General features: G+C 64.3%; 19 protein-coding genes. 4 read left to right on the top strand and 15 right to left on the bottom strand.

The window, feature by feature from the left end; translation table 11 throughout:
- The first annotated feature begins 28 nt into the window (after window positions 1-28).
- From accD to ACWTU9_RS23945, 3 genes are all read left to right on the top strand, one after another.
- The gene (gene accD, locus ACWTU9_RS23955) at window positions 29-952 is read left to right on the top strand and encodes an acetyl-CoA carboxylase, carboxyltransferase subunit beta (protein ID WP_454589618.1); all 924 of its coding nucleotides are present in this window, start codon (window positions 29-31) and stop codon (window positions 950-952) included.
- Between the two features lie 62 nt (window positions 953-1,014).
- Window positions 1,015-2,340 carry a bifunctional folylpolyglutamate synthase/dihydrofolate synthase gene (locus ACWTU9_RS23950; protein ID WP_455860451.1) on the top strand — a complete coding sequence of 442 codons (1,326 nt, stop codon included), beginning with the start codon at window positions 1,015-1,017 and terminating at the stop codon, window positions 2,338-2,340.
- A 25-nt stretch (window positions 2,341-2,365) separates the two neighbouring features.
- Window positions 2,366-2,668: a VOC family protein gene (locus ACWTU9_RS23945; protein WP_455860450.1), complete on the top strand. Its 303-nt coding sequence runs from the start codon at window positions 2,366-2,368 to the stop codon at window positions 2,666-2,668.
- A gap of 140 nt (window positions 2,669-2,808) precedes the next feature.
- On the opposite strand, the gene ACWTU9_RS23940 is transcribed toward ACWTU9_RS23945, so the two are convergent.
- The 15 genes from ACWTU9_RS23940 to ACWTU9_RS23870 form a co-directional block, all read right to left on the bottom strand.
- Window positions 2,809-3,222 (bottom strand): PIN domain-containing protein, encoded by a 414-nt coding sequence (locus ACWTU9_RS23940; RefSeq protein ID WP_455860449.1) that lies wholly within the window; start codon window positions 3,220-3,222, stop codon window positions 2,809-2,811.
- On the bottom strand, window positions 3,219-3,467 hold the full coding sequence (locus tag ACWTU9_RS23935) for a type II toxin-antitoxin system VapB family antitoxin (RefSeq protein WP_455860579.1): 249 nt from the start codon (window positions 3,465-3,467) through the stop codon (window positions 3,219-3,221). The genes ACWTU9_RS23940 and ACWTU9_RS23935 overlap by 4 nt, the downstream gene beginning before the upstream one ends.
- A gap of 84 nt (window positions 3,468-3,551) precedes the next feature.
- Window positions 3,552-3,833 (bottom strand): cupin domain-containing protein, encoded by a 282-nt coding sequence (locus ACWTU9_RS23930; protein WP_455860448.1) that lies wholly within the window; start codon window positions 3,831-3,833, stop codon window positions 3,552-3,554.
- Between the two features lie 133 nt (window positions 3,834-3,966).
- Window positions 3,967-4,290: a thioredoxin gene (trxA, locus tag ACWTU9_RS23925; RefSeq protein WP_023672297.1), complete on the bottom strand. Its 324-nt coding sequence runs from the start codon at window positions 4,288-4,290 to the stop codon at window positions 3,967-3,969.
- A gap of 73 nt (window positions 4,291-4,363) precedes the next feature.
- A complete protein-coding gene (gene addA, locus ACWTU9_RS23920) occupies window positions 4,364-7,885 on the bottom strand; it encodes a double-strand break repair helicase AddA (RefSeq protein ID WP_455860447.1) in 3,522 nt (1,173 codons plus the stop codon).
- Window positions 7,882-11,004 (bottom strand): double-strand break repair protein AddB, encoded by a 3,123-nt coding sequence (gene addB, locus ACWTU9_RS23915; protein ID WP_455860446.1) that lies wholly within the window; start codon window positions 11,002-11,004, stop codon window positions 7,882-7,884. Before addB ends, addA begins: the two co-directional genes overlap by 4 nt.
- Entirely contained in the window at window positions 11,001-11,729 is a 729-nt protein-coding gene (locus ACWTU9_RS23910) for a nucleotidyltransferase family protein (RefSeq protein WP_455860445.1), read from the bottom strand. Before ACWTU9_RS23910 ends, addB begins: the two co-directional genes overlap by 4 nt.
- Window positions 11,726-13,237 carry a tRNA (adenosine(37)-N6)-threonylcarbamoyltransferase complex ATPase subunit type 1 TsaE gene (gene tsaE, locus ACWTU9_RS23905; RefSeq protein WP_455860444.1) on the bottom strand — a complete coding sequence of 504 codons (1,512 nt, stop codon included), beginning with the start codon at window positions 13,235-13,237 and terminating at the stop codon, window positions 11,726-11,728. The genes ACWTU9_RS23910 and tsaE overlap by 4 nt, the downstream gene beginning before the upstream one ends.
- Window positions 13,238-13,245: 8 nt before the next feature.
- Window positions 13,246-15,807, bottom strand: coding sequence for an ATP-binding protein (locus ACWTU9_RS23900; RefSeq protein WP_455860443.1), 2,562 nt, complete (start codon window positions 15,805-15,807; stop codon window positions 13,246-13,248).
- A gap of 288 nt (window positions 15,808-16,095) precedes the next feature.
- The gene (gene ahcY, locus ACWTU9_RS23895) at window positions 16,096-17,496 is read right to left on the bottom strand and encodes an adenosylhomocysteinase (protein WP_455860442.1); all 1,401 of its coding nucleotides are present in this window, start codon (window positions 17,494-17,496) and stop codon (window positions 16,096-16,098) included.
- Between the two features lie 148 nt (window positions 17,497-17,644).
- The gene (locus tag ACWTU9_RS23890; RefSeq protein WP_455860578.1) at window positions 17,645-17,947 is read right to left on the bottom strand and encodes an HPr family phosphocarrier protein; all 303 of its coding nucleotides are present in this window, start codon (window positions 17,945-17,947) and stop codon (window positions 17,645-17,647) included.
- Window positions 17,948-17,949: 2 nt separating this feature from the next.
- The gene (locus ACWTU9_RS23885) at window positions 17,950-18,351 is read right to left on the bottom strand and encodes a PTS sugar transporter subunit IIA (RefSeq protein WP_112392978.1); all 402 of its coding nucleotides are present in this window, start codon (window positions 18,349-18,351) and stop codon (window positions 17,950-17,952) included.
- 164 nt (window positions 18,352-18,515) lie between these two features.
- On the bottom strand, window positions 18,516-18,971 hold the full coding sequence (locus ACWTU9_RS23880) for an HPr kinase/phosphorylase (RefSeq protein WP_455860441.1): 456 nt from the start codon (window positions 18,969-18,971) through the stop codon (window positions 18,516-18,518).
- A 12-nt stretch (window positions 18,972-18,983) separates the two neighbouring features.
- On the bottom strand, window positions 18,984-20,768 hold the full coding sequence (locus ACWTU9_RS23875) for a stimulus-sensing domain-containing protein (RefSeq protein WP_455860440.1): 1,785 nt from the start codon (window positions 20,766-20,768) through the stop codon (window positions 18,984-18,986).
- Window positions 20,769-20,793: 25 nt separating this feature from the next.
- Entirely contained in the window at window positions 20,794-21,495 is a 702-nt protein-coding gene (locus tag ACWTU9_RS23870) for a response regulator transcription factor (RefSeq protein WP_143975642.1), read from the bottom strand.
- Between the two features lie 345 nt (window positions 21,496-21,840).
- On the opposite strand from ACWTU9_RS23870, the gene ACWTU9_RS23865 reads away from it, so the two are divergent.
- Window positions 21,841-23,451, top strand: coding sequence for a phosphoenolpyruvate carboxykinase (locus tag ACWTU9_RS23865; RefSeq protein WP_455860439.1), 1,611 nt, complete (start codon window positions 21,841-21,843; stop codon window positions 23,449-23,451).
- Window positions 23,452-23,562 lie beyond the last annotated feature (111 nt).

Genomic DNA, 23,562 nt, shown 5'->3' with positions numbered 1-23,562 from the left:
ACTCTTCGTCAGGACAGGAGCCGAAGCGATGAACTGGATCACCAACTACGTTCGCCCGAGGATCAATTCGATGCTCGGCCGGCGCACCGATATGCCCGAGAATCTCTGGATCAAGGATCCCGAGACCGGCGAGATGGTGTTCCACAAGGACCTGGAATCCAACCAGTTCGTCATTCCGTCATCGGGCCATCACATGAAGATCTCGGCCAAGGAGCGGCTCAAGTTCTTCTTCGACGACGGCAAATACGAGCAGCTTGAGAACCCCAAGGTCATGCAGGACCCGCTCAAGTTCCGCGACGAGAAGCGCTATACCGACCGCCTCAAGGACGCCAAGGCCAAGACCGGCCTGGAAGACGCCATCGTCAACGCGCTGGGCACGGTCGAAGGCCTGCCGGTGGTGGTGACGGTGCAGGACTTCGCCTTTATGGGTGGCTCGCTCGGCATGGCCGCCGGTGACGCCATCGTGCACGCTTTCGAGGTCGCCTTGCAGCGCAAGCGGCCGCTGATCCTGTTCGCGGCCTCCGGTGGCGCCCGCATGCAGGAAGGCATCCTGTCGCTCATGCAATTGCCGCGCACCACGGTCGGCCTCGATCGGCTGAAGGAAGCCGGTCTGCCCTACATCGTCGTCTTGACCAACCCGACCACTGGCGGCGTCACCGCCTCCTACGCCATGCTGGGCGACGTCCATATCGCCGAACCCGGCGCGCTGATCGGTTTTGCCGGCCCGCGCGTCATTGAGCAGACCATCCGGGAAAAACTGCCGGACGGGTTCCAGCGCTCCGAATATCTGATGGAGCACGGCATGGTCGACATGGTGGTGTCGCGGCTGGAACTGCGCGGAACGATTGCGCGGCTGTTGAAGATGCTGCTCAAGGTTCCCGAGCAAAAGCCGCTGGAGCCGGAAATCCTGCCGCCGGCCATCCTCCCGACGGAAGCCAGGCCGCAGGCCTGACGCGACGTTTCTGGCCGCTATCAGTGATTGCGTGCGCCTGCGCGCATGCTTAGGATTCTCGCATGACAACGCTTGCCGCAGACCGCGAAATCGACGCCTTGATGGCGCTGCATCCGAAAGGCTTCGACCTTTCGCTCGACCGCATCACCCGGCTGCTCGAACGTCTCGGCAATCCGCAGGACCGGCTGCCGCCGGTCATCCACATCGCCGGCACCAACGGCAAGGGTTCGTGCGCGGCCTTTTCGCGCGCGCTGCTCGAAGCCGGCGGCCATCTCGTCCATGTCCACACTTCGCCGCATCTGGTGAACTGGGCCGAGCGCTACCGGCTGGCGGCCGAAGGCGGCGGCAGGCTGGTCGACGATGAGACCTTCGCCGAAGCCATTGCCCGCGTCGCCCAGGCCAATGAAGGCCAGAAGATCACCGTCTTCGAGATACTCACCGCCGTCACCTTCATCCTGTTTTCCGAGCATCCGGCCGCTGCCTCCATCATCGAGGTCGGCCTTGGCGGCCGCTTCGACGCAACCAATGTCGTCTCCCGGCCGGCCGTGTCGGTGATCATGCCGGTGTCGATGGACCACGAAGCCTATCTCGGCGACCGGGTCGAGTTGATCGCCGCCGAAAAGGCCGGCATCATGAAGCGCGGCTGCCCGGTGGTGATCGGCGCGCAGGAGAGCGAAACGGCGTTGCAGGTGCTGATCGAAACCGCCGAGCGGCTCGATTGCCCGACCTTCGTCTATGGCCAGGATTTCCTCGCCTTCGAGGAAAACGGCCGCATGGTCTACCAGGACGAGGACGGGCTGATGGACCTGCCGCCGCCGCGCCTGCCCGGACGCCACCAGTTCGCCAATGCGGCGGCAGCCATTGCCGCGGTCAAGGCCGCCGGCTTCGAGATCAGCCACCGCGCCACGGAAAAGGCGATGACCACCGTCGCCTGGCCAGGCCGCATGCAGAAGCTGGCACAGGGCAAGCTGGCGGAACTGGCGCCCAAGGGGGCCGACATCTGGCTCGACGGCGGCCACAATCCCGGCGCCGGCTTGGTCATTGCCGAAGCTTTGGCCGAGCAGGAAGAGAAGAACTCGCGGCCGCTGTTTTTGATTGCCGGCATGATCAACACTAAGGACCAGAGCGGCTATTTTCGCGCCTTCAAGGGTCTGGCACGGCATGTCTACACGGTGCCGGTGAGCATGAGCGATGCCGGTGTGCCGAATGACGAGCTGGCGGTCCGCGCGACGGAAGCCGGGCTGACCGCCGAGCCGGTCAGCTCCGTCGCCAGCGCGCTGATGCTGCTGCGCGACACCTGGGATGGCCCGGCGCCACGCATCCTGATCGGTGGTTCCTTGTATCTCGCGGGCGCAGTGCTGGCAGAAAACGGCACGCCGCCGACTTGAAGCCGTTCACTGCGAGGAGCCGGTCATGATTAAGGTCAAGCAGCTCGCCCATGTCTGCATTTTCGCGCATGATCTGGATGCGACGCGAAGCTTCTATGGTGACGTGCTCGGCCTCGACACCCAGTTCAATTTCCTGCGCGACGGCAAGGTGTTCGGCTTCTACCTCAATTGCGGCGGCCGCAGCCATGTCGAGGTGTTCCAGAAGGACGGCACCGAATACAGCGAGCAGAACCAGATCAACCACTTTTGCCTTGAGGTGGAAAACATCGACGCGGCGATCGCTGTGACGACACGTTTCAAGCCTGGATCCGCGACCCCAACGGCGTGAAGATCGAGCTGTTTGAATACACTGCAAAAAGCGCGCAATTCACCGGCGGCGACCGCATCGCCGACTGGTGATGGCGACGCAAGCTTGATGCGACCCTACTGAGCTAGTCGGCTTTCGCTTCGACTGATCCAAGCGGCCGCTCAGAAATCCCACGGTGAGATCAGCTCAAGATTGGTGGTGCCAAAGTCGTCGAGATTGCGCGTAGCCAGCCGGCCGCCGTTCACGCGCGCGATCGCCGCAATCATGCCGTCGGGAGCCGACATGCCGCGGCCTTGGCGTCTGGCGGTTCCCATGATGTCGCCGTAAGCCAGGGCAGCCTCCTCCGTCAGCCCGAAAATCCGGTCTGCGAAGCGATGACGCCATTGAGAAAAACCCTGCTCCAGCCGATCCGCACGCTCATCAGGTCGAATTTTCTGAATGCCAAAGGCAATTTCAGCTATCGTCACTGTCGGAAGCGCCAATTCAGCATCGTGTCGGACAAGCCAGGCCAGAACGGCCTCGTCGGGTGCCTTCTTCAGGGTTTCTGAAATCACGTTGGTATCGACAAAAATCAAAGCTCAGGCCCTTTGTGGACCTGCCGGCCTTCATGGATGATGGTCTCAAGGTCGATGTCAGCCCCGTGGCTTGCCGCCAGTCGAGCATAGAAGGTCGAGGCCGGCTCGCGGCCCGCCTCACGAATCTCATAGGATTCAAGCGCACGCTCGACGACATCTGCTATCGAGCGATTTTCGCGACGAGCCAGTCGATGCGCCAAATCGCGCGCTTTTGCACTTCGGACTGATAGCTGTGGTTCAGCCATTTCAACTCCAGTTTGGAAATGAAATATAGGACAATTGACATCCGCCATCAAGATGGCAATGGATGGCAAGCCATCAAGCGGAGCCTACTTCAGCTCGATCTCGATGAAAGCGTATTCGCCCTCATTGGCGCTGATGACGTCGTGCTCGACGCCCTCCTTGCGGAAGTAGGGTGCACCCTTCTTCATCTCGGCGAAACTCTCGCCGTCGTTGGTCACCAGCTTCACCTTGCCGTCCATCAGCGGCACCACGACATAGTCGTGGCCATGCCGGTGCCAGCCGGTGTTGTCGCCGGGCTGGAAGCGGTACTCGGTGACGATGACGCGCTCATTGTCGATGAAGACGGTGGCCTTGGCGGATCCGGTCATTTGTCCCTCCTGTACTGCCTCAAGCAGATGACATGGAGTACGCAGATGCCAGCGCCAGAGGTGGGCGGGCTATGACGCCAAAGAAAAAGCCCGGTGCGAGGCCGGGCTTCGAATATCGGTAATGCTTAAGCGATCAGGCGAGGCTACCGTTGATCCAGTGCGAAAGGGCGGTCTTCGGCGCCGCACCGACCTTCATGTCGGCCACTTCGCCGCCCTTGAAGATCATCAGCGTCGGGATCGAGCGCACGCCGAACTGGGCCGCAAGCTCGGGATTCTCATCGATGTTCAGCTTGGCAATTTTAATCTTGTCGCCGAGCTCATTGGCGATCTCTTCCAGCGACGGACCGATCATTTTGCAGGGGCCGCACCATTCCGCCCAGAAATCCACCACGACGGGCTGCGAGGCGTTGAGCACATCGGCCTGAAAATTGCTCTTGTCGACCTTGACGGTGGCCATGCGAAAATCCTTTCGAAATTTATGTCGCACCAAATGTGGTGGTTGAGCAGCCCTTCTTCAAGCAGAACTTGTGTCACGCTCCCGTGAGTCGGGCAAGGGCATCGTCCATAGCCTGCGCCGGCAGTTCGATCAGCCTCGGCGCCTCGGTAAACAGCAGCGCTGCCGTCACGTCGCGGCCGGGATAAAGCGGCTGGAGCAGCGCGCGATAGAGCGCCAGCTGCAGCATATAGGCCGGTGGCACCTGGGCGAGTGTGGCCGGTGCCGGCCGGTTGGTCTTGTAGTCGACGATCGAAACGCGCTCCGGCGTCACCGCCAGCCGGTCGATCTTGCCGGAGATCGAACGCAATCTGCCTTTGACCTCGAGACTGCCCATAACAGCGACTTCGGCACGCGAGGTGGGCGAAAACAGCTCGGCAAAACGCGGATCCCTGAGGATCGCCATCACCGAGGCCAGCGCCGCGCTGCGTTCGGCTTCAGTCCAGTCGGCGCCGGCCCGGCTTAGATACTGTTCCGCCGCGCCTTGCCGTTCGCCCTCGGGGAAGCCCGGCAGCATCTGCAGCAGCTTGTGCATCGTCAGCCCGCGCATGACCGCAAAACCGGGCTCCGCTTCCGAGTCGAGTACCGGCGAGCGCGTGTCGACGACAGCCTCCATGCCCTCGTCGACTAAGGCCGAGGCGCCGGAGGGCGACAGCGGGCGCGGCAGCTCCTCATAAGGCGGCAAGGCCCGGAACAGGCTCGCCGGCAAGAATGGCAGGACCAGTTGCGGCAGCCGCGTCTCGTCTGCCGCCGCCTGCGCCACCGGCGGCAGCTTGGTCATGACAAAGCGGTGCACCGGTTCGCCGCCGGCGGGATGGCGGCGCTCGGTGCTTTCGGGCGCACCTGTCAGCGCGCGGCTGACGATCGAATGCCAGGTGCCGGTGCTCGGTGCGCGCTTGCCGTGATAGCCGCAGACGATCAGCCGGTCCTCGGCGCGCGTCATGCCGACATAGAGCAGCCGGCGGTATTCGTCGTCGGCCAGCTCTCGCGCCCGGGCCGAGGCAGCGTTGGAAAAGCCGTTGGTGACGTCAGCGGCCGAGCGCCAGAGGTAGCCCTTGCCGTCAAAGTTGCGGCCGGAGCCGTCGAATGGCATCAACCGCGGCAAATGCTGGTCGCTGAACGGCGCCGACCCGCCGTCGACCAGGAAGACGACAGGCGCTTCCAGACCCTTGGCGGCGTGCACGGTCATGACGCGGACCTCGTCGCGCGTCTGGTCCATTTCCCGCTTGATCTCCGGGCCGGTGTTCTCCAGCGTTGCCAGGAAGGCCTCCAGCCCTGGCAGGCCAGTGCGTTCCTCGGCCAGGCAGAAGCTCAGGAATTCGTCGAGAATATCGCCGGCCTCCGGTCCGAGCCGGGCAATCATCTTCTTGCGCAGGCCGTCGCGCGCCAGCAGGCCGGCATAGAATTCGAACACCGGCCGGAACGCCGCCTCATTGGCCCAGCCGTCGAGTCGGGCGACGATAGCGGCCAGCGCCGCATTGTTGCCGGTGTGCCGCCGCAGCGATGCGATCAGCGACATTCCGGCCTGCCTCCCCGCGCCAAGCGTAAAAAGCGTCTCTTCCGACACGTCGAAGATCGGGCTGCGCAGCACGGCGGCAAGCGACAGATCATCCTGCGGCTGGATAAGGAAATGGCCGAGCGCAATGAGGTCCTTCACGGCGATATGGCCGGGCAGGCTCAGCCGGTCGGCGCCGGCGACCGGGATGTCGCGGTCCTTCAGCGCCCGCGACAGCGCATGCACGAACCGGTCGCGCTTGCGCACCAGCACAAGAATGTCGCCGGCTCTCAACCGGCGCCCCTTGCCCTCGATGGTCTCGCGGTCCTTGAGCCAGGCCTGGATCGTTGCCGCCACATGTTCGGCAACCCGCACCGCCGGCGCGCTGGCATGGTTGACCGGCAGCGTCCAGTCGTCGGGTTCCTCGACGGCGTCGGCGCCGAGCGACGGCCAGACCTCGACATAGCCCGGCGCATCGTTGCGGATCGCCTTGTGGTCGAGCGGATCGGGGTCATGGCTGATGCCGCGCCGCACGCCCGGATCGGCAAAGACGCGGTCGACGGCGGCCAGCACGTCGTCGGTCGAACGGAACGACCAGGTCAGCTTGAGGTCGGCAAACGAAGCCTCGGCATCGCGCACGCGTCCGGCAAACAATAGCCGGCTGTCGGCAAAGGAATCCGGCGCCGCGCCCTGGAACGAATAGATCGACTGCTTTTCGTCGCCGACGGCAAACACCGTGCGGTTGGCCGTACCGCGCTGGCCATGGCCGGCAAAGAACTCTTCCGCCAGCCGCTTCACAACCTCCCACTGGTCAGGGCTGGTGTCCTGGGCTTCGTCGAGCAGGATATGATCGATGCCCTGGTCGAGCTTGTACTGCACCCAGGGACCGGCATCGGGCCGCGCCAGAAGATTGACCGTGCGCGTGATGAGGTCGTTGAAGTCGAGGAAGCTTCGGCCGCGCTTCAGGCGCTCGTAACGCACGATCAGCCAGTCGGCGATAGTCAGCGCTGCAACCGTGCCTTCCAGCATCCTGAACAGCGCCAGCCGGTCGGAGACCTCGACGATCGCCTTGACGGCCGCCAGATAGCGATCGGGAAGGTCGGGCAGCCGGTCGAGCAGCGCTTTCTTGAAGGTCTTTGCCGGATCGTAGGGGTCGCCATCGGCCTTGAGGAAGGCCCTGCCAAGCATCTGCAGCCGGCGGATCGGGTCGGTCTCGGCAAAGGCGGGAATGGCGTAAGGCAGCAGATTGCTCAGCACCCTGCCGGCATCGGCCGCTTCCGCCGCACGGGCAAAGCCGGCAAAATACTCCGGCGGAAAGCCCGGCAGCGGCCAGACCGAGGCTGCGATGTCTTCGGCACTCTGTCCCGGGCGGAAATGGAATTCGTCGAACAGAGCCTGAAAGCCGGCGCCGTCGCGACGAACCGCATCGATGAAGCCGCGCAACCCGTCGCGCTTGCGCACGATCTCAGTCAGCAGCGCGTCGAGCCCGTGTTCGCCGCCGCGCTCCAGCACGGTGGCAAAGGCTTCGGCCAGTCCGGCGTCACCGGCTGACGTGCCCGAAATCATGTCGCGGCGGGCGGCGGCGAACAGCGAGGCCTCCATCTGCGGGTCGAGCAATTCGAAATGCGCCGGAATGTTTGCTTCGAGCGGGAATTGGTGCAGCACCGATTCACAGAAGGCATGGATGGTTTGGATCTTCAGGCCGCCCGGCGTCTCCAGAGCTTCTGCAAACAGCCGCCGTGCCCGGCGCATCGTGTCGCGGTCGGGCCGGCGGTCGTCCAGCGCTGTGATGCGTCCCGCCAGTTCGGCATCGCCAAGCGCTGTCCATTCCGACAGGGTCGAGAAGACGCGGTTCGACATGTTGGCGGCAGCGGCCCGCGTATAGGTCAGGCACAGGATCTTCGACGGATCGGTGCCGTTGAGCAGCAGCCGGATGACGCGCTGCGCCAGCACATGCGTCTTGCCCGAGCCGGCATTGGCCGACACCCAGGCCGAGTTCTTCGGGTCGGAGGCGCGCGCCTGGCTGGCGGCGGTCTCACTGGGGATGGGATAGGTTTTTTTCATGCCTCCCCGCCCTCATCGTCGTTGTCGCCGCCGGCCGACCATTCGAGCACGCGCGCCAGATGGTCGTAATCGCCGTCGCTTTCGCCCTCGCGAAACGGCAGCGCTCGCGACAGATAGCCGGTCGTCGGATCGGCATAGTGGATCAATAGTTTTTCCAGCCGCGCCCAGGCCTCTTCGGCAAGGCCTTCGGCGGTTCTGGGCTGTCGGTTGTAGTCGAGAATGGATTCCTCGAACACTTCGCCATTCGGCTTCAACCTGATGAAAGCAAGTTGCGAGGGTTCGCGCGCGCCAAGCCCCTTGAAGGCGCCGCGCCGCAGAAGCGCGCCTTCCAGCGCCAGCTGCGGCGCCAGCAGCGTGTGCGCCTGGGCCTTGGAGGGCGAGGAACCCGTCTTGTAGTCGAGAATGTCAGCCATGCCGCCGGCCAGCAGGTCGACGCGGTCGGCATAGCCGGACAGCGTCACGCCGGTGCGGGCGACAGCGGTCTTTTCGGCCCGCTCCTCGGCATGCCGTCGCGCGACGGCGGGAGCCCGGCCACGCTCCCATTCGATGATGTTGGCGGCAAGTTTTTCGAAACGCGGCCACCACACGGCCTCGACATCGGCGGGAAGGGCTAGATCGGCAAAGCATCTGCGGCCGGCCGAAATGAGCCTCTCGAGAGCTTCCGGCGCGCGCGGGTCCGCCACCTCTGTCGAGAACAGATGCAGGATGTCATGAAACAGCGTGCCGCGCTCCGCGGCACCGGGATCGCGGATCACCGGCTCGAGCGGCAGAAGGCTCAGAATGCGTCGGGCATAGATCGCATAGGGATCTCGGCGCAGCGTCTCGATCTCGGTGACCGAGAAATGCTGCGGCCGGACAGAGAGCGGCGGTTTCGGCTGTGGTCGAGGCGCGAAATGCTGCCGCTCGCCGGCATCGAGGGTTCGGGCCCAGGCCAGCAATTCATCGCCGCGCTGGCGCAGCGCGGTGGCGGGATCCTTGCCGATGAAGGTGAGGATGCGCTGCAGCCAGCGCGACGGCACCGCCGGTGCATCGCCGGCGCGGGCGGAGCGCGTCAGCACCACCTTCTTCGCGCCCATCGCCATCTGGAAATCATGGGCGGCAAGGCCGATGCGGCGTTCGGGCGGCTCGAGGTCGATACCGGTCTTCATCAGCCGCGACATAAAGCGGTCGCTCTCCGGTTTGCGCGGCCACACGCCTTCGTTCAGCCCGCCAATGACCAGCGTGTCGACGCTCTGCAGCCGCGCCTCCAGCGCGCCCCAGATGGCGATGTTGCGATCCGTGCCTTGCCCCGGCTTGACCGTCTCGGGCGCAATCAGCGCATCCATCACATCAGGCCATTCGTCGGCGGCGAAGTCGAAGGATGCCGAAGCGGCGACCACGCCGCGTAGCAGCTCGGCGAGTTTTTCGCCGGCGTCGCCGGCATAAAGTTCGGCAAGACTGCCATCGGCCGTGCGGCCGAGGTTCTCCAGCGCGGCGACGCTTGCCTTGGTCAGCGCGACCAGGTCGGCATTCTCTCCACCACGAAAGGCTGTGAGTGGCGCGAGCGCCATTGTAAGCCGGCTCAGCAACTCACGCGCCTCCTCGATGCCGCGCACGGTCAGCCGCGAAAACCAGAAGGGTTGGCGCTTGTCGCCGCTCAACCCGGCAAGACGCTCCTCGAACAGCGCCGGCAAAGAGGCGATGTCGGGGCGTCCGGTGCCGCCGCGCAGCGCCACCAGTTCGATGAGCTCGGCGGCATGGCGCACGCCGGCGCGCTCCAGGCTAAGACCAAGCAGCGGATGCTTGAGCAGCGACAAGAGGCCAACCGGATCGCCGGGCCGGAACACGGCCTGCAGCGTCAGCCGGAGCAGGCTGGCCGCCGGCGTGTTGGCAAGCGGCGTGCCGCCGGAATCGTCGGCGGTGACCCCGAACCGCAACAGCTCGGCCGAGACGCGCCGCGCCAGCGCACGGTCGCCGGTGACGAGTGCTGCTCGCTGTCCCGGCAGCTCGACGGCGGTCTTGAGCGCGATGGCGATCGCCACAGCCTCGTCGCGTTCGCTGGCGGCTTCGACCAGCGTCACATTGGCAAAAGCCTCGGCGATGTCGCCGGCGTTGAAGCGGATGCGTGTCTCTGCCCACAGTTCGGTGGTCTCGGCCGGCCGCAGCGCCTCGCCAACGAGCGCGGCACGCAGCGCCAGCGCGGGTTCTGCTGTCACTACCTCCTCGACATCGCCGCGCAGCACGCCGATCTTGCCGATCAGTTTGGCCATGCCGTATTGCGGGTGGCCGAGCAAAGCCGGCCGCGCGCCAGGCGCCGCAATCGCCGCGAAGGACGGCTCGTCCAGCAGCCCATCGAGACCGGGCAGCACCACGGCGCCGTTGGGCAGGCCGGCGACCGCGGCAAGCAGTTCCGCCGTGGCGGGAATAGAGCCCGTCGAACCGGCAGCGATCACCGGGCCTTTGGGCGGATTGCGTTCAAGCCGCTTTGCCTCGCGGCGGATCAGCGCGTTGCGGTGCGCCGCGGGGTTGGAGCGGTCGCGCTCCTCCAGCAATTTCGGCCAGGCATCGGTGACGATGCGGAGGAAATCGAGCGTCACCAGCCACCAACCGGCAAGATTGCCGGTTACCAGATCGGCGAGCCTGGCCCAGTCGGTGCCTTCGGTCTCGATTTCGTCCATCAGTCGGGCAAGGTCGCGCGCCAGCCAGATCGCATCGGCGGCGGAAGCCGGCACGACGATCTCCTCATCGAACATCGCCAGCACATGTGCCGGCAAGGTGCGCTTCCAGGCCCGCACCAGCGGCGCCAGCAGCAGCAGCCGTTCGATGGCCGCGATCGGGGGCGCCATTTCAAGCTCGGCTGGAGTGTCTGCGCTGAAGGCGGCCTCGTCCTCGTCGAATTCGCCGAGCGGGCGGATTACCGGCAGGATGGCCGAACGGCCGCCCAAATGATCGACGAAGGCGCCACGCAAGGCGCGGGCCGCGCGCCGCGTCGGCACATAGATGGTGACATCGGCGAGCGCCAGCGGGTCGCCCTCATACCGGAATCCGGGCACCAGTTTGCCTGCCAGCAAGGCTTGCGCCAGAGTCGGCAGGAATGGCGCTCCGGGCGGGATCGAGAGAACGCGGCGCGAGCCGCTCATACTGCCCTTTTGCGGGCGCCAGCGACCGCGGCTTCCGCGGGGGCAATGGCCTCAGGCGTGCCGACGGTGATCCAGCTTCCGCGCATCTGCATGCCATACAGGCGGCCGGCGGCAATCGCCTTGTCGAAATAGGCGTTGAGCGAATGCGCCCCGGCCGGCGCATTCCTGAAGATGGCGGGATTAACGATCGCCGCGCCGGCATAGATCAACCCGGCCGGGTCGCCTTTCGAGCGCCGCAGGGTGCCGTCAGACGCCATCAGGAAATCCGTGCCGACACTGTGGCCGGTCGCCGAGTCGAGATCGGTAAGCATCAGCAGAATATCCATTTTCGCGCCGTCCCATGCAAGGGCAAGGCGCTCGAGGCTGGGCTCTCCGCTATCGATCCAGAACGTGTCGGCATTGATGGTGTAGAAGGGTTCGGTACCCAGCAGCGGCAAAGCCTTGACGATGCCTCCGGCCGAATTCAGCAGCGCGTCGCGCTCGTCGGAAATGACGATCGTCGGCGCACGTCTCCCGGCTACATGGGCGACGATCTGATCCGGCAGATAGTGCACATTGACGATGGCCTTGGTGACACCGGCTGCTTGCAAACTGTCCAGCCCCCAGTCGAGCAGGGTCTTGCCGGCGATCCTCACCAGCGGCTTCGGTATGGTGTCCGTGATCGGCTGCATGCGCTTGCCGAGACCCGCCGCCAGCACCATTGCAGTCTTGGGACCAGCCGTCACGGCGATCGTTCCTCCAGCAGCCCATGGGCGACATAGAAATCGTGTAACCCCTTCAGGGCCGGGTGCGCCAGCGCCCGCCTGAGATAGTCGCGGATGCGTGGCAGGTGTTTCAGATAATAGGGCTTGCCGTCGCGCTTTTCGAGCCGCACGAAAATGCCGAGGATCTTCGAATTGCGCTGCGCCGCCATGATCGCATAGGCCTCGCGGAAGGCTGCCTCGCCGAAGCCGCCGGCGGCATGGCGCGCCGCGACATAGGCTTCGACGGTGCTCCGTTCGATGTCAGGCGAAACGGTGACGCGGGCATCCATGGCCAGCGACGCGACGTCATAGGCGGCCGGACCGATCAGCGCATCCTGGACATCGACGATGCCGAGACGGTCATGGCCGGTACGGTCGTCGCGCCAGATGATGTTGGGCGAATGAAAATCGCGCAGCATCAGCGTGTCGTCGCGTTCGTCCAACCGGTCGAGAACCGCGGTCCATTCCTTGTGATAGCCGGCGCGCAAGGCGTCGCTTGCCGGCCCGCCGGTCACCATCGGCACATACCAGTCTACCAGAAGGTCGGCTTCGATCAGCATGGCGTCGCGATCGAAAGGCGGCACGTCGTGCAAAACGCCCGGCACCGCCTCCATGCGCTTCGGCCAGGTCTTGCCATGCATCATCGCCAGCAATTCGGCGGCGGCCGCATAACGTTCGGCCACTGGCTCGCCCTGGCCGTCGAGAAAGCCTTCCGAGCCCAGATGCTCCAGCAGCAGAAAGCCCTGCTCAATATCCTCGGCATGAATTTCTGGAACGCTGACGCCCTGCGCCAGCAGCGCCTTGTCGATGGCGACGAAAGCGGCGACCGATTGCGCGGAATGGGCAATCACCGCATAGGGCTTGCCGTCGCGCACCGGCGGTCCCAACACCAGCCGTGGCGAGTTCATCAGCACGCGCGGCGCAAAGCCGGCGAGCGAGACGATCTCATAGGAACGCGCCGAAGCGTCGCCGACGAAATGCCGGCGCGCGGCCTCGTCCCAGCCAGCCTTTTCAAGGAAATCGCGCATCGCCAGCGATCGCGCCACGCGCTCGAAGGCGGCACCTTCGCCCGACAATTTCGCCAATCGGCCTTCACCCTGATGGACGAGTTCGATCCAGATCGACGTCCTGGGCAGCGCGGCCTCGGCCCGTTCCGGCCATTCGACAAGGGCAGTGCCCTGCAGCAGCGCTTCGTCGAAACCCAGTTCGTCGATCTCACTGGGCGAGGACAGCCGATAGAGATCGAAATGATGGACCGGGATGCGGGTGTCGTAGCTCTGCACCAACGTGAAAGTGGGGCTCGGCACATCGAGACCGGTATCGTCGGCCAGTGCCCTTATCAGCGCGCGCGCCAGGGTTGATTTGCCGGCGCCGAGGTCGCCCTTGAGCGCCAGCACGTCGCCCGGCCGCAGCGCCATGGCCAAATCTTCGCCGAGCCTTGTGGTCGCAGCCTCGTCGGCGAGAAAACGCTCCAGCACCACAGTCGCCATCGATCGCTCTACTCGGCCGCGGCGCGGACGCCCGACGGTGCATCGGGGAAGGTGCAGATGACGGTGGTGCCCTTGTCCTTGCCGGTCTCGATACGCACCGAGCCGCCATGCAGCTCGACAAAGCTCTTGACGATCGACAGGCCAAGCCCCGCACCGCGCCGGCGTCCGCCATTGGTGCGCGGCTCGAAGCGGCGGAACACCGAATCGAGCAGGTCCGGCGGCATGCCGGGGCCGTCATCATGGACGGAGAACTCCACACCTTGTTCCAAATGGCGGCAGGCCAGCGTGATCGTGCTCGCCTCCGGCGCGTAATTGGCGGCGTTGCTCAACAGATTGTAGAGGATCTGGCGTACCCGGGTCTCGTCGCCATGGAAGCTCTTCGGCGCTGACACGGCGTCTATCTTGAGCTTGATCGCATGCTCGTCCAGCCGGTCGGCGACCAGTTCGGCGGCCGCCTGGATGGTGCGCTCGACGCTTACCTCCGAAATGTCGAGCTGCATGATGCCGGCGTCGACGGTGGCGAGGTCGAGTATGTCGTTGACGATGGTCAGCAGCACCGAGGACGACGAGCCGACATGCTCGACATATTCGCGCTGCTTCGTGGTCAGCGGCCCGGTCGTCGGCAGAGACAACAGCTCGGTGAAGCCGATAATGTTGGTCAGCGGCGAGCGCAGCTCATAGGACACGTGCTGCACGAACTCGTTCTTCAGCTGGTCGGATTTCTGCAGCGCCTCGTTCTTGTCCTTCAGCGCCCGCTCGACATTGACGCTGTCGGTGACGTCGACAAAGGTCATCATCACCTGCCCATTGGGCAGAGGGATGACGGCGTAGCTGAGCACGGTGCCGTTCTTCAGCTCGGTCTGGCCGTGGCGCTCGCGGCGCTCGTCGTCGAAGCCGGTGATGGCGGCAACGAACCCGCCCCACGGGCTGTCGACGGCGCGCTGGTCGCTGAGATCGCGGATCGCCTGGACATGCACGTTGGGCTTGACCACATCCTGGCTCAGCCCCCACAGCGCGACAAAGGCCGGGTTTGACAGGCGCAGCCGCCCATCCGGGCCGAACACCGCCACGCCTTCGGCCAGATTGTCGAGCGTCTCGCCCTGCACCCGCACCGCGGTCTGGTAGCGGCTTTCCAGATCCATCTTCTCGGTCAGGTTTTCGAACACCCAGGTCACGCCGCCCTTCGGCTGCGGGTTGGCCACCACCCGGATGGTCTTGCCATCAGGCAGATGCCACCAGTGCTCCTGCGATTCCACCGCGCGGTAGGCGCCAAGCAGGCCTTCCTTCCAGCGCCGCCATTCCGGCTGTTCGGCGATCTTGCCTTCGCTGCGCAGCCGGTCGAGCAAAAGCGCATTGTCCGGCGCGCTGTGCAGGAAGCCAGAGTCCAGCCCCCACAGTTTCTGGAATGCCTGGTTGAAGAAGCGCAGCTTCTCGTCGGTATCGAAGATCGCCACCGCCGTGTTCAGCTGGTCGAGCGTGTCGGCGTGGCTGCGCACGGTGCGCTCATATTCGCCGCGGATCGTCTCGGTGGCGCTGGTGTCGCAGGCAAGGCCTGCCGAGCCGTCGGTACCGGCGAAGTCGGTGACGGCAAAGACGCGGCGGTCGCCCTCGATCACCGTCGACAGCGTCTGCTCGAACACCGGGCGCGATTTGTGCAGTTCGGCGATCTGTTCGCGCGCCTGGCCGCCAAGAAATTCCTTGGCCTCGCGCACGGCAGCTTCGGCGCTCGGTGCCTCGACCGCTCCGGCATAGGCGCGGTTGACCCATTTCAGCCGCCCGTCGGTGGCGCGCAGCCATGCCGGCATCGGCAAGGCGTCGAGCAGGCCGATGATGGTGTCGTAATCGGCGGCAAGCCTCTGGTTCTCAATCTTGAGCCTGGCCTGGCTTCGCTGCGTTTCCGACAACGAGACGAAGCGCACCAGCACATGCGCGGCGCTCTTGCGGCCGTGCACTTCGAGCGGCGCGCCCGCCTGCGATTCGATGACCAGATCGAACGGCTTCGCTTTCTCGCGCAGACCCGCGACGGCATTTTCGAGCGCGGCCGCCGAACGCGGCATCAGCCAGCGGCCGAAGGCCAGGAATGCTGCACGGTCTTCCGGCGCGCCGCTTTCGAGCGGCAAGGTTCCGATCAGCTCGGGCTTCTTGTTTTCCGAAGCCCAGACGATGATGCGCTGGTCGCGCAGATTGAGCAGCGCTTCCGAACGCTGCAGGGCTGCGTTGACGTCGGCGATGCGGGCCCTGAGCTCGACATTTTGCGCCGAGGTGCGGGCTCTTTCGCGGATGAGGAAGATGGCCGAGACCAGAGCGGCGCCCATGACGCCGACGAACATGGCGAGCTGGATGACCTCGACCGCGCTGACCGACAGCCCGGCTTTCTGCGCAATGGATGGCTCGGCATGCGCGGCAAACGAGGTGAGCGGGGCAAGCGCGGAGGTGGCGAGAAAGGTTCCCAGGCGGGCGCCGGCGCGGTTCTTCAGGCCGCCGCCTGCCATGGCGGAGCCAGTGATATCGGAATCGTCGTGGCCGCCGGAAACGGCCCATCCCGCGCGAGGCGGGTTTTCCCCCGGCATGTCTTGGTCCTCTTCGCCGCCTGAATGCAAGACCGCCCAGATCAGGATGACGTCGGCAGAACGCCCTCCTGATCTAACTCTTTTTTGAAGAGCATGATCTTTTCCGAAAACCGGTTCCCACTTTTCGGGATCATACCCTCGATGCGTGCGCCGGCCCTCGTCCCCGGCCCGCGAATCACCACAATAGCGCGTGCTGGAATCGGCGTGAAGAATCATTCAGCGCAAAAAAGAAGCCGGGCGAAATGTCAATCGCCCGGCTTCAATATCTAGTGGTAACTTGCGCTATGCTTAATAGCGGTAGTGTTCCGGCTTGAACGGACCCTGTGGGGTCACGCCGATATAGGCGGCTTGTTCGCCGGACAGTTCGGTCAGGCGGGCGCCAAGTTTGTCGAGATGCAGGCGCGCCACCTTCTCGTCGAGGTGCTTGGGCAGCACATAGACCTGGTTCTGGTACTGGCCGGGCTTGGTGTAGAGCTCGATCTGCGCCAGCACCTGGTTGGTGAACGAGGCCGACATCACGAAGCTCGGATGGCCGGTGGCGTTGCCGAGGTTGAGCAGGCGTCCCTCCGACAAAAGGATCATGCGCTTGCCGTCCGGGAAGGTGATCATGTCGACCTGCGGCTTGACGTTGGTCCACTTCAAATTGCGCAGCGACGCCACCTGGATCTCATTGTCGAAGTGGCCGATATTGCCGACGATCACCATGTCCTTCATCGAGCGCATGTGGTCGAGGGTGACGACATCCTTGTTGCCGGTGGTGGTGATGACGATGTCGGCGGTGGGTGCCGCATCTTCCAGCGTGACGACTTCAAACCCGTCCATCGCCGCCTGCAGCGCGCAAATCGGATCGACTTCGGTGACCTTGACGCGGGCGCCGGCGCCCTTGAGCGAAGCCGACGAACCCTTGCCGACGTCGCCATAGCCGCAGACGACCGCAACCTTGCCGGCCATCATCGTGTCGGTGCCCCGGCGGATGCCGTCGACCAGCGATTCCTTGCAGCCGTATTTGTTGTCGAACTTCGACTTGGTGACCGAATCGTTGACGTTGATCGCCGGGAACGGCAGCAGGCCCTTCTTCTGCAGCTGGTAGAGCCGGTTGACGCCCGTGGTCGTCTCTTCGGTGACGCCGCGGATCGCTTCCTTCTGCTTGGTGAAGAAGCCCGGCGAAGCCTTGAGACGCTTCTTGATCTGGGCGACGAAGTATTCCTCTTCCTCGCTCTGCGGGTTGGACAGCACGTCCTCGCCGGCTTCGGCGCGGGCGCCGACCAGAATATACATGGTGGCGTCGCCGCCATCGTCGAGGATCATGTTGGAGAGGCCGCCATCGGCCCACTGGAAGATCTTGTCGGTGTAGTCCCAGTATTCCTCCAGCGACTCGCCCTTGACGGCGAACACCGGGATGCCGGCTTCGGCGATCGCCGCGGCGGCATGGTCCTGGGTCGAGAAGATGTTGCAGGAAGCCCAGCGGATATCGGCGCCGAGCGCCTTCAGCGTCTCGATCAGCACCGCCGTCTGGATGGTCATGTGCAGCGAGCCGGTGATGCGCGCGCCTTTCAGCGGCTTCTTGGGGCCGAATTCCTCGCGGCAGGCCATCAGGCCCGGCATTTCGGTTTCGGCGATATCGAGTTCCTTGCGGCCCCAGCCGGCAAGCGAGATGTCGGCGACCACATAGTCCTTGCTACCTGTCATGGCAGTGCTCCGGTGCGATTTGTCTTCAGGTGCGCCTGCGCCAACACGGCGTGTCGAAGGGCGCGGGAATGCCGGCCTGACTAGCAGATCGCCGGCTGAACGACAATGGGATATAAAGAAATCTTTATGCGCGTATGTGTTTGGCGGGTCAGCACTCTTCGCCGAAGCGCGAGGCGACCAGCTCCTCCAGCGCGTCCATCGCCGCCACGGCTTCAGCGCCGCTGGCGGTCACGCGGATCGAATAGCCGGGGCTGGCTGCCAGCATCATCAGCCCCATGATCGAGGTACCGCCGACCTTGAGGCCGTCCTTCTCGACATGGACGGTGGCGTCGAAGCCGCTGGCGACCTGGACGAACTTGGCCGAAGCACGCGCATGCAGGCCGCGCTGGTTGATGATCGGAAACTCCCTGGTGATCGAATCTTTGGCTATCTGGTCCTTTTCCGATGCCATGCTCATTTGCTGCTCAGGAGCTGGCTGGCGACGTTGATGTATTTGCGCCCCGCGGCCTGCGCCTCGTCGAGCGCGGTCGCCATGTTGTCACCCTTGCGGATCGACGACAGCTTGATCAGCATCGGCAGGTTCATGCCGGCGATGACCTCGGTGCGGCCGGACTCCATCACCGAGATGGCGAGGTTGGAGGGCGTGCCGCCGAACATGTCGGTCAGGACGATGACGCCCGCTCCTGTGTCGACGCGGCCGACGGCGTCGACGATATCGCGCCTGCGCTGCTCCATATCGTCATCGGCGCCGATCGCCACGGTTTCGAAATTGTCTTGTGGCCCCACGACATGTTCCACGGCATGGCGGAACTCGGCGGCCAGTTGACCGTGCGTTACAAGCACGAGTCCGATCATTCGTTGGTGGCTCCCGTCATCGCCGCTTCACAGGCGCTTTTTATGCTCGCCGGCCATCCCAGGCGGCGGGAGCGCTATCTTGTCGACGCGCGGCGCGTTGACAAGCCCAAAATTGCGCCGGCCATGGCCATTTTGACGCATTGCAGCAAAAAACCGGGGGCGGATCATACGAAAGGCGCAATCGCCAGCCGCGCCATCACCGCCGGCAAAGCCGCAGTGACGTTGCGCTCGGCGAGGTCGATGCGCGGCACAGTGCAGCCCGCGATCATCTCGCCCAACTCGTCCTGGAAACGTGCCATTTCCTCTGCGGCAATCAGCTGGATCGCCAGGTCGATCACCGCCCCGGGTTCGTACAAAAGCGGCTTCGGGCCAAGCCCGGGCACTTCCGTGAGGCTGGCGATGCTGGCCGGCGCACGGCAGACCAGCCGCCCGAAATGCGCCTGGACAAACAGCTGATCGTCGCCGATCAGTCGCGCAAACAGCCCGCGCCGGCCAAAATGATCGATCAGCGCCAGCGCCAGCGTCGTCTTGCCCGAGCCGGACGGTCCGGTGATCAGGATGCCGCGCTCGCCGATCAGGATCGCGGTGGCGTGGATGTTTTCAGGTTTCTTGATGGGCATACGCGGCTGCAATCAGCCTTCGGCCGGCAGCGTCACGACGAAGCGGGCGCCTTTGATGTCGCCGGGCTTGGTGCCGGGGATGTTCTCGGCGGTCAGCGTGCCGCCATGGGCTTCGACGATCTGCCTGGAGATCGACAGGCCGAGGCCGGAATTCTGGCCGAACGCCTCGCCGGCCGGCCGGTCGGTGTAGAAGCGCTCGAAGATGCGGTCGATGGCGTCAGCGCGGATGCCGGGGCCGTTGTCGTCGACGGTGACGATGTTGACCTTGCCGGAGCGTGCCAGGGAAATGGCGATATGGCCGTGATCCTCCGGCACGAAGGAGCGGGCATTCTCGACCAGATTGGTGATGACCTGGCCGATCCTGAGATCATGGCCGGTGACGAAATAGCCTTTGACGCCCTGCGGCAGCTTGGCGGCCTTGAACTCGATCTCGACGGCTTTCTTGTTGCGCGTCGCCTCGCGCGACACGGCAACGAGATCGGTGATGAATTTCTTCAGGTCGACAATTGCCGCGTCTTCGCGCGCCAGTTCGGCGTCGAGGCGCGAAGCATCGGAAATGTCGGTGATCAGCCGGTCGAGCCGCCGGACATCATGCTGGATGATCTCCATCAGACGCGCGCGCGAATTGTCGTTCTTGGCCAGCGGCAAGGTTTCCACCGCGCTGCGCAGCGAGGTCAACGGGTTCTTCAACTCGTGCGAAACGTCGGCGGCAAAGCTTTCGATCGCCTCGATGCGGGCATAGAGGGCATTGGTCATGTCGCGCACCGCGATCGACAAATTGCCGATCTCGTCCTGGCGATCGGAAAAGTCGGGGATTTCCTCGCGGCTCTTGACGCCGCGCCGCACCCGCACCGCCGCCGCCGACAGCCGGCGCAGCGGATTGGCGATGGTGGACGCCAGCAGCATCGACAGGATGGCGGTCACCAGGGCGGCAATGCCGAACACGCGCAAAATCGCCTTGCGTTCGGCGGCGACGATCTTGTCGATGTCGCCGCCTTCGGTCGACAGCATCAGCACGCCGAGAACGGCGCGGAAGCGCTGGATCGGCACCGCCACCGAGACGATCTGCTCGCCCTGTTCGCTCACCCGCACGATCGTCGACGGGCTGCCGGTCAGCGCCTTGACCACTTCCGGGAAGGCGGCGCCATTGCCGCCGGGCTGCTCGTGATAGACGGGCAGGTCCTTGTTGCGGAAGACGTCGAAGACGAATTTCTGCACCCGCTCCAGCATATCCGGCTGCTCGTCCTCAACCGGCGGCAGGTCGTAGCGCAGGATCTGGCCGCGCGAATAGAGATGGCGCGAATCGAGCAGCAGATTGGCGTCGCGGTCATAGATGCGGGCGCGCGTACGCGTCGGCGAGATCAGCCGCCGCAGCACCGGCGCGACGCGCTCGGGATTGATCGGGAAATCGAGGTTATCGAGCTGGTCGGAGCCCGGCCCCAGGCTTTCGCCGGCCTGCAGCTCGAGCAGCTTTTCCGGATCGATGCTGATCGAATCCGTTTCGACCGTCGCCGACGCCGCGATCGCGCCGGCGATGATCTCGCCCTGCGTCATCAGGCTTTCGACGCGGGCGTCGATCAGCCCGTCGCGGAAAGTGTTGAGATAAAGGATGCCGGTGACCAGCACGGCGAGGCCAGCCAGGTTGAGGAACAGGATGCGCCGGGTCAGGCTGGAAAAGATGTGATGGCCGAGGAAGCGGCGCATCGGCACCGTGATCCTCGACAGGAATGCGGGCAGAATCCTGGACGGCCGCCTGCCGACGCCCGCCCGTCTGCCTCGCTCTACGTCCACTGCCATCGAATAGCAGCTCCCGGGTCCGTTCTCAGGCTTCGCGGAACCGGTACCCGACTCCGTAAAGCGTTTCGATCATTTCAAAGTCATCGTCGACGGCCTTGAACTTCTTGCGCAGCCGCTTGATGTGGCTGTCGATGGTGCGGTCGTCGACATAGACCTGCTCATCATAGGCCGAATCCATCAGCGCATCACGGCTTTTTACCACGCCGGGGCGCTGCGCCAACGAGTGCAGGATGAGAAATTCGGTGACCGTCAGCGTCACCGGCTCGCCCTTCCAGGTGCAGGTGTGGCGTTCCTGGTCCATCACCAGCTGGCCGCGCTCGAGCGAACGGGCCTGCTGGCTGGGCGCCTTTGCCGCAGCCTCGCGAGTGCTGGCGCGGCGCAGCACGGCGCGCACCCGCTCGACCAGCAGGCGCTGCGAGAACGGTTTGCGGATGAAATCGTCGGCGCCCATCTTGAGGCCGAAAAGCTCATCGATCTCGTCGTCCTTCGAGGTCAGGAAAATCACCGGCAGATCGGACTTCTGGCGCATTCGGCGCAGCAGCTCCATGCCGTCCATGCGCGGCATCTTGATGTCGAGGATGGCGAGATTCGGCGGACGCGCCGCCAGGCCTTCCAGCGCCGACGCCCCGTCCGTGTAGGTCTCGACACGATAGCCCTCGGATTCGAGGGCAATCGAGACCGACGTCAGAATGTTGCGATCGTCATCGACAAGCGCGATTGTTGCCATTTCAAGCGGCTCCCTCATGAGCTGTCCCTCCTATCTTAGAGAAGGGGCTTTTGCAGGACAAATTAGGTACAAAATGTGGCACAGGCTCCATCCGTTGTCGCGGACGGCTTGCCGGCGGCCCCAATCGCACCTCTATACGGATTGGACGAACACTGTGTGCCAATCCTTTGGGCAACCACTGTGATTTTTTGCACATATAAACGATTTAAACAACTTTCAAATTTTTTAAATCGATTAATGATTTGATATCATTCGAGTTTTCTGGTTCTGACCGTCTCAGCCCCCATCGCGGGCATGCCGGAAATGCGCCGGCAAAGTGCGGCGATCCAGGAGAAGGGACCCTTGATGTCGGAAGTCGGCAAACGCAATTCTGCCTGCGCGATCGATCGTATCGGCCTGAAAACCACCGGCACGGTGCATTATAATTTTGGTGCGGCCGCCCTTTACGAAGACGCGATCCGCCGTGGCGAGGCCAGGTTGACCGCGGGTGGCGCGCTGCTTGCCGAGACCGGCCAGCACACCGGCCGCTCGCCCAAGGACAAGTTTGTCGTGCGCGACGGCGCCACCGACCCCCACATCTGGTGGGACAACAACAAGGCGATTTCGCCGGCTCAGTTCGAAACGCTGCTCGCCGATTTCCGCGCCCATGCGGCGGACAAGGACCTCTATGTGCAGGACCTCATCGGCGGCGCCGATGCCGATCTGAAGCTGCCGACGCGGGTTATCACCGAATTCGCCTGGCACTCGCTGTTCATCCGCAACCTTTTGATCCGCCCGCAGACCGCCGAGCTCGAGCAATTCGTGCCGGAGATGACGATCATCGACCTGCCGTCCTTCCGTGCCGATCCGGCCCGCCACGGCAGCCGCACCGAAACCGTGATTGCGGTCGATCTGACCCGCAAGATCGTGCTGATCGGCGGCACCTCCTATGCCGGCGAAATGAAGAAGTCCGTGTTCACCATGCTGAACTATCTGCTGCCGGAAAAGGGCGTCATGCCGATGCACTGTTCGGCCAATGAGGGGCCGGCCGGCGACGCGGCGATCTTCTTCGGGCTGTCCGGAACGGGCAAGACGACGCTGTCGGCCGACCCGTCGCGCACGCTCATCGGCGACGACGAGCATGGCTGGGGGCCGCACGGCATCTTCAATTTCGAAGGCGGCTGCTACGCCAAGACGATCCGGCTGTCGGCCGAAGCCGAGCCGGAAATCTTCGCCACCACGCAGCGTTTCGGCACGGTGCTGGAAAATGTCGTGCTCGATGCAAACCGCGTGCCGGATTTCAACGACGGCCGGCTTACCGAAAACACACGCTGCGCCTATCCGCTGGACTTCATCCCCAATGCCTCGAAGACCGGACGGGCCAGCCATCCGAAAAATATCATCATGCTGACGGCCGATGCTTTCGGCGTCATGCCGCCGATCGCACGGCTGACCCCGGCGCAGGCGATGTATCACTTCCTCTCCGGCTACACGGCCAAGGTGGCTGGCACCGAAAAGGGCGTGATCGAGCCGGAAGCGACGTTCTCGACCTGCTTCGGCGCCCCGTTCATGCCGCGCCATCCCAAGGAATACGGCAATCTGCTGCGCGAGCTGATCGCCCGCCACGACGCCGATTGCTGGCTGGTCAACACCGGCTGGACCGGCGGCGCCTACGGCACTGGCAAGCGCATGCCGATCAAGGCGACGCGCGCCTTGCTGGCCGCGGCGCTCGACGGTTCGTTGAAGGCGGCCGGGTTCCGCACCGATGCCAATTTCGGCTTCGAGGTGCCGGTGGCCGTTCCGGGTGTCGACAGCGCCATTCTCGACCCGCGCTCGACCTGGGCCGACAAGGCTGCCTATGACCGCCAGGCGGCGCGGCTGGTCGGCATGTTCGCAGTCAACTTCGAGAAATTCGAGAGCCATGTCGACGCCGTCGTGCTCGGTGCAGCACCCCGCCTGCAGGAAGCTGCCGAATAGTCGAGGCATCGTTCCCGCCGCATCCTTGAAAGGCCCGGTCCCGATGAACTGACCCCGTAGAGTTGGACGGTTCATTGAGTTGGTAGGTTTAAGGGCTGGTTCCTGTATTGC

The sequence above is a fragment of the Mesorhizobium sp. 128a genome (assembly GCF_053848025.1).
This window is presented reverse-complemented; position numbering and strand designations above follow the sequence as displayed.